This window comes from Rhizobium sp. TBD182 (genome assembly GCF_001950375.1).
Taxonomy (GTDB): domain Bacteria; phylum Pseudomonadota; class Alphaproteobacteria; order Rhizobiales; family Rhizobiaceae; genus Agrobacterium; species Agrobacterium tumefaciens.
In genome coordinates this window covers 572,646-578,699 of record NZ_BDLN01000001.1, presented here as the reverse complement: position 1 = coordinate 578,699, position 6,054 = coordinate 572,646, and the positions used below count along the sequence as shown (strand labels likewise).

Here is a 6,054-nt window from a genome sequence, read left to right as displayed (position 1 = left end):
GACGCAGGCCGCCATTCGCCGGTCGCCTCGTCATACACGTAATCGTCATTATCCGCGGCCATTGTCGCCTCTCTGAAATATCGGTAGTGCGGTTGTTCAAGCCGTCCTATGTCATAATATACGGGCAATACAAAGGAGAACTTCCCATGAAAATCACCTGGCTCGGCCATTCCGCCTTCCGCCTTGAAAACGGCAGCGCGAAGATCCTTATCGATCCGTTTTTCACCGGCAATCCCGGTTTTGCCGGACAGGATGCGAAAAGCGCGGCTGAAGGCATCACCCATATTCTCCTGACCCACGGCCACGGCGATCATGTGGGGGATACCGTCCAGCTTGCTCGCGAAACGGGCGCGACGGTGCTTGCCAATGCCGATCTCGCCGCCTGGCTTTCCACAAAGGGCGTGGCGAAGGTCGATATGGGTAATACTGGCGGCACGGTACATTTCGACGGTTTTTCCGTAACCTTCACCAATGCGCTGCATTCGTCCGCTCAGATCACCGAGGATGGCGTTTCCCATTCACTCGGCAACGCCAATGGCCTGATGCTGCATTTCGAAGACGGTCCGGCCGTCTATCATATGGGCGATACGGATATTTTCTCCGACATGAAGCTCATCAACGAATTGCACCAGCCGGATATCGGTCTCGTGCCAATCGGCGACCGCTTCACCATGGGTGGTGCGGTGGCTGCACTCGCCTGCCAGCGCTTTTTCAAATTCGCCAACGTCATTCCCTGCCACTACGGTTCCTTCCCGATCGTTGACCAGACGCCGGAGAAGTTCGTGGCCGGCATGGAAGGCTCGGATGCGCGCGTCCACACGCCGAAGCCGGGCGAAATACTGTCCTTCTGACATTTTGCTGACGCATGTCGCTACAGCAAAACCGCTACACAGTTTTACGCGACATGCTTTCTACCGTTGCGAATGGCGGACATGGTGATTATAGCGGTTAGGAAAATTCTGACCGGAGTAGAACCATGTCCGTCGATCTCGCCACCGTAAAGCGCGTTGCGCGCCTTGCCCGTATCGCTGTTACTGAAGACGAAGCACAAAATATGCTTGGCCAGTTGAACGGCATACTCGGTTTCGTGGAGCAGCTTTCGGAAGTGAATGTTGACGGCGTCGAGCCGATGACCTCCGTTACCCCCGTGGATATGAAAAAGCGTGCCGACGTCGTGACCGACGGCAACAAGGCGGAAGACATCGTCGCCAATGCGCCTGCGACCGACCGGGACTTCTTCATGGTTCCGAAAGTGGTCGAATAGTCCGACCGCCGTTTGCCGCCCGATTTTTCCAAGATTTCGAAAGCCGTTGCCGACCATGACCGACCTGACGAGCCTGACCATTGCCGAAGCCCGCGAAAAGCTCAAGGCGAAAGAGTTTTCCGCCCTCGAGCTGACCGACGCCTATATTGCCGCCATCGACGCCGCCAACGGCGCGCTGAACGCCTATGTTGCCTTGACGCCTGAAAAGGCGCGCGACATGGCGAAAGCCTCCGATGGCCGCATCGCCTCAGGCGCGGCGGGCGAGCTGGAAGGCGTTCCGCTCGGCGTGAAGGACCTTTTCGCCACACGTGACGTGCACACGCAGGCGTGTTCGCATGTTCTCGATGGCTTCAAGCCGAAATACGAATCGACCGTCACCCAGAACCTCTGGGACCAGGGCGCCGTCATGCTCGGCAAGCTCAACATGGACGAGTTCGCCATGGGCTCGTCCAACGAAAGCTCCTGGTACGGTCCGGCCATCAACCCCTGGCGCGCCAATGGCTCGGAGCAGAAGCTCGTGCCCGGTGGCTCCTCCGGCGGTTCGGCCGCAGCCGTTGCCGCGCATCTGTGCGCCGGCGCCACGGCAACCGACACCGGCGGCTCCATCCGCCAGCCGGCGGCCTTTACCGGCACCGTCGGCATCAAGCCCACTTATGGCCGTTGCTCGCGTTACGGCATCGTTGCTTATGCTTCCTCGCTCGATCAAGCCGGCCCGATCGCACGTGACGTGCGCGACGCCGCTATCCTGTTGAAGACGATGGCGAGCGTTGACGCAAAGGATACGACCTCCGTCGACCTGCCGGTGCCGGATTACGAAAAGGCCATCGGCCAGTCGCTCAAGGGCCTGAAGATCGGTATCCCCAGGGAATATCGCGTCGATGGCATGCCGGAAGAAATCGAAAAGCTCTGGGCAAAGGGCGTCGAATGGCTGCGCGATGCCGGTGCCGAAGTGGTCGATATCTCGCTACCGCACACCAAATACGCGCTTCCTGCCTATTACATCGTCGCGCCCGCGGAAGCTTCGTCCAACCTCGCTCGTTATGACGGCGTACGTTACGGCCTGCGCGTCGACGGCAAGGACATTGCCGACATGTACGAGAAGAGCCGTGCAGCCGGTTTCGGCAAGGAAGTGCAGCGCCGTATCATGGTCGGCACCTACGTGCTGTCAGCCGGTTATTACGACGCCTATTACCTGAAGGCGCAAAAGGTCCGCACGCTGATCAAGCGCGATTTCGAAAACGTCTTCCATGAGGGCGTCGACGCCATTCTGGCGCCGATTACCCCGTCTTCCGCCTTCGCTGTCGGTGATGAGGAACTCGCCTCCGATCCCGTGAAGATGTACCTCCAGGACGTCTTCACCATCACGGTCAACATGGCCGGTCTTCCTGGCCTCTCGGTGCCTGCCGGCCTGGACGGCAAGGGCCTGCCGCTCGGCTTGCAGCTCATCGGCAAGCCTTTCGAAGAAGAAACGCTCTTCAAGACGGCGCATGCCATCGAGCAGGCTGCCGGTAAGTTCACCCCCGCCAAGTGGTGGTAAGCGGCTGAACAAAAGCTCTATAGTTGTCACGGGCGGCATCAAGTGCCGCCCGTTTGTTTTTATCGATTGTCCAGCTCACCCCGTACGAGTTCCAAGCCACGCGTCGTGATGCGGTAAGGCTTGCCGCCTGACGAGGCGATGGCTCTCTTCCGTTTCAGTTTGCGGAAGGTGAGGAGATCGAGGCCGCTGAAAATCCAGCCGTCGCGCGTATAGAGCGCGAGTTTTTCGATTTTGTGATGGTCGTCTCGAACGAGTTCGATGCTGCCGCCCTGGGCGAGCAGGTGAAGAATGCGCTGTTCGGCGCGGGAAATGTCCATTGTCGGAAATCCGGTCGGCGTCTTCTAGACGCATGAAAACAAGTCCGGGTGCCGTTAAGGCATCCAGGTCGGTTTCATAATGGCCCGGCGCGCAAGAAACTTGCGGGCAGGGCCGTTACCGGGACTCCGATTGAGCGAACATAAAAGCTCCTTGTTTGCTCTTTTTGGTTAGCGGGGGAGACGTGTGCGGTCAAGTCCCACGGGCATCACCCGACCGGGCGGGCAGGGTGTGTGGAAACCGCACTGGCCGAATCGCACCACCGGTGCTTTACTTCGTTGGGCCATGGAGGGCGCGGCTTGATCGTCATTCGCAATGCGCAGGAGCAGGAAGCGGAGGTTCTGGCAGCCATCGGCCTTAGGGCATGGCGGCAGGCCACAACCGCGCTCGGCATTACCGCGACGCTTTACGATAACGCAGCCAGTGCCTTTTCCAATTTCACCCGCTCGTCCTGGCTTGCCATCCGCGTGGCCGAGTTCGGCGGCGCGGTTGCCGGATGGGCGGCACGGGAACATTTCAACGAGGCGATTTCCGATTTCTGGATCGATCCGGATTTTCAGCGCAGGGGTATAGGCAGCCTACTGCTTGCGGATATCGAACGGCAGATATTGCAACGTGATTTCGAAATCATCCGGCTTGAAACCCATGCGCAGAACGAACCGGCGGTCGCCTTTTTCCGTCATCACGGTTACAGCGTCCACTGGCTCTCCGTCTCCTATGCGCCGAAGCTTGATCGCGACGTGCAATCCGTCGGCCTGCAAAAGCAGCTGGTCGAGGTCGAGAGCGGCCTTTATGGGCCGGGGTTCTGAGAGAGCGTCTGCAAGCCGGTTACAAGCCGTATCGGCCAGTCCGGCATGATGGCGAGGGACGCGACAAGGCCCACCTGTAAAATTACGATGGATATCAGGATGCTGCGGAAGGGTTCCTTGCGGGTTTTGTGGCGCAGCAGTTGTTGAGCCGACACTGCGCCCATGCTGCCGCCAATGAAAGCAAGCAATAACAGAGTACTTTCCCGAATGCGCCAGCCACCCTTTCTCGCCGCCTCCTTGTCCCACCAATAGACAAGAAAGACGAAAAGATTGAAGGCCATATAGGTCATGAAGCAGAGAGCGATCATGGTCATGACGTGAATTGAAACTGAGAACCGTAAAAAACGCGTATCCGGTTTCAGCGAAAATCCGGTGCCTGGCGCGACAGGGTGCAAGATGTCTTGCGCCCGCGCTCCATTTGTTCTACCCACCAAGGCCAAAGAACCCGTATATCGTGAGCTTCATATGACCCTTGTAGACGTGCGCACCCCCGACCCGAAACGCTTCATTCCCGGCGCCACCGGCGATTGGGAAATCGTGATCGGCCTGGAGGTGCATGCGCAGGTTCTCTCCAATTCCAAGCTGTTTTCCGGCGCTTCGACCACTTTCGGCAATGCGCCGAACTCCAACGTGTCGCTTGTGGACGCCGCCATGCCCGGCATGCTTCCCGTCATCAACGAGGAATGCGTCAAGCAGGCCGTGCGCACCGGTCTCGGCCTGAAGGCCAAGATCAACAACCGTTCGATCTTCGACCGCAAAAACTACTTCTATCCGGATTTGCCGCAGGGCTACCAGATTTCGCAGTTCAAGGACCCGATCGTCGGTGAGGGCATCATCACGATTTCGCTCGGTCCGGATCGTCAGGGCAATTTCGAGGACATCGAGATCGGCATCGAGCGCCTGCATCTGGAGCAGGACGCCGGCAAGTCCATGCACGACCAGCACCCGACCATGTCCTTCGTGGACCTGAACCGTTCGGGCGTTGCGCTGATGGAAATCGTCTCCAAGCCCGACATGCGCTCGTCGGATGAGGCAAAGGCCTATCTCACCAAGCTGCGGTCCATCGTGCGTTATCTCGGCACCTGCGACGGCAACATGGACGAAGGCTCGATGCGCGCCGACGTCAACGTCTCCGTGCGCCGTCCCGGCGAAGGTTTCGGCACGCGCTGCGAGATCAAGAACGTCAACTCCATCCGCTTCGTCGGCCAGGCCATCGAATATGAGGCGCGCCGCCAGATCGCCATTCTCGAAGACGGCGGTGTCATCGATCAGGAAACTCGCCTGTTCGATCCCGGCAAGGGTGAGACGCGTTCCATGCGCTCCAAGGAAGACGCGCATGACTATCGCTATTTCCCTGATCCAGACCTGCTGCCGCTTGAATTCGACGATGCTTTCGTCGAGGCGCTGAAGGTCGATCTGCCGGAACTGCCTGATGACAAGAAGGCCCGTTTCGTCGCCGATCTTGGCCTGTCGGTCTACGACGCCTCGATCCTCGTTTCGGAAAAGGCGATCGCCGATTATTACGAGTCGGTTGCTGCCGGCCGCGACCCGAAGGCCGCCGCCAACTGGGTCATCAACGATCTTCTCGGTGCGCTGAACAAGTCAGGCAAGGACATCGAGACGACGCCGGTTTCTCCCGAACAGCTGGGCGGCATTATCGATCTCATCAAGGCAGAGACCATTTCCGGCAAGATCGCCAAGGATGTGTTCGAAATCGTCTGGAACGAGGGCGGCAACCCGGCCGAAATCGTCGAGACGCGCGGCATGAAGCAGGTGACGGATACCGGCGCCATCGAAAAGGCCGTGGACGAGATCATCGCCGCCAACCCAGATCAGGTCGAGAAGGTGAAGGCGAAGCCGGCGCTTGCCGGCTGGTTCGTCGGCCAGGTCATGAAGGCGACGGGCGGCAAGGCCAACCCGCAGGCCGTGCAGGCGCTGGTGAAGGCCAAGCTCGGCATCGAGGACGAGTAAGCGGACGCTGCTTCCCGTGCCTGTACAAAGGCATTGAAGTAGCAAGTTCTCATCCGTCATTCTCGGCATAAGCCCGAGGATGACGTCGAGCACTGGGACTGACATTGATTTATGCCGGGATCATGCCCGGCATTTCTGTTTCGAGACGGAGCAAACAT

At 59.0% G+C, this 6,054-nt stretch carries 7 protein-coding genes and 1 pseudogene; 5 read left to right on the top strand and 3 right to left on the bottom strand.

Annotated features, from left to right (window positions below; translation table 11 throughout):
• Nucleotides 1–62, bottom strand: a pseudogene (locus T18_RS27465) (PhnA protein); the annotation flags it as partial.
• A gap of 84 nt (nucleotides 63–146) precedes the next feature.
• On the opposite strand from T18_RS27465, the gene T18_RS02945 reads away from it, so the two are divergent.
• The 3 genes from T18_RS02945 (at nucleotide 147) to gatA (ending at nucleotide 2,801) form a co-directional block, all read left to right on the top strand.
• On the top strand, nucleotides 147–851 hold the full coding sequence (locus T18_RS02945) for a metal-dependent hydrolase (protein ID WP_003512733.1): 705 nt from the start codon (nucleotides 147–149) through the stop codon (nucleotides 849–851).
• Between the two features lie 125 nt (nucleotides 852–976).
• Nucleotides 977–1,264, top strand: a complete 288-nt coding sequence (gene gatC / locus T18_RS02940; protein WP_003512734.1) for an Asp-tRNA(Asn)/Glu-tRNA(Gln) amidotransferase subunit GatC — start codon at nucleotides 977–979, stop codon at nucleotides 1,262–1,264.
• Between the two features lie 55 nt (nucleotides 1,265–1,319).
• Nucleotides 1,320–2,801, top strand: a complete 1,482-nt coding sequence (gene gatA, locus T18_RS02935) for an Asp-tRNA(Asn)/Glu-tRNA(Gln) amidotransferase subunit GatA (RefSeq protein WP_038490770.1) — start codon at nucleotides 1,320–1,322, stop codon at nucleotides 2,799–2,801.
• A gap of 59 nt (nucleotides 2,802–2,860) precedes the next feature.
• Here the strand turns inward: gatA and T18_RS02930 are convergent, their stop codons facing one another.
• Entirely contained in the window at nucleotides 2,861–3,118 is a 258-nt protein-coding gene (locus T18_RS02930; protein WP_003512746.1) for a YjhX family toxin, read from the bottom strand.
• 297 nt (nucleotides 3,119–3,415) lie between these two features.
• Between T18_RS02930 and T18_RS02925 the strand changes: the two genes are divergently transcribed.
• Nucleotides 3,416–3,925: a GNAT family N-acetyltransferase gene (locus T18_RS02925; protein WP_038490772.1), complete on the top strand. Its 510-nt coding sequence runs from the start codon at nucleotides 3,416–3,418 to the stop codon at nucleotides 3,923–3,925.
• On the opposite strand, the gene T18_RS02920 is transcribed toward T18_RS02925, so the two are convergent.
• On the bottom strand, nucleotides 3,907–4,239 hold the full coding sequence (locus tag T18_RS02920; protein ID WP_038492794.1) for a DUF1294 domain-containing protein: 333 nt from the start codon (nucleotides 4,237–4,239) through the stop codon (nucleotides 3,907–3,909). The genes T18_RS02925 and T18_RS02920 overlap by 19 nt on opposite strands.
• A 151-nt stretch (nucleotides 4,240–4,390) precedes the next feature.
• On the opposite strand from T18_RS02920, the gene gatB reads away from it, so the two are divergent.
• Nucleotides 4,391–5,896 (top strand): Asp-tRNA(Asn)/Glu-tRNA(Gln) amidotransferase subunit GatB, encoded by a 1,506-nt coding sequence (gene gatB, locus T18_RS02915; RefSeq protein ID WP_003512750.1) that lies wholly within the window; start codon nucleotides 4,391–4,393, stop codon nucleotides 5,894–5,896.
• Nucleotides 5,897–6,054 lie beyond the last annotated feature (158 nt).

Excerpts from the sequence above, each read along its gene's own strand:
- gatB (WP_003512750.1), top strand. The coding sequence starts at position 4,391 with ATGACCCTTGTAGACGTGCGCACCCCCGACCCGAAACGCTTCATTCCC.
- T18_RS02945 (WP_003512733.1), top strand. The coding sequence starts at position 147 with ATGAAAATCACCTGGCTCGGCCATTCCGCCTTCCGCCTTGAAAACGGC.
- gatA (WP_038490770.1), top strand. The coding sequence starts at position 1,320 with ATGACCGACCTGACGAGCCTGACCATTGCCGAAGCCCGCGAAAAGCTC.
- T18_RS02920 (WP_038492794.1), bottom strand. The coding sequence starts at position 4,239 with ATGACCATGATCGCTCTCTGCTTCATGACCTATATGGCCTTCAATCTT.
- T18_RS02930 (WP_003512746.1), bottom strand. The coding sequence starts at position 3,118 with ATGGACATTTCCCGCGCCGAACAGCGCATTCTTCACCTGCTCGCCCAG.
- gatC (WP_003512734.1), top strand. The coding sequence starts at position 977 with ATGTCCGTCGATCTCGCCACCGTAAAGCGCGTTGCGCGCCTTGCCCGT.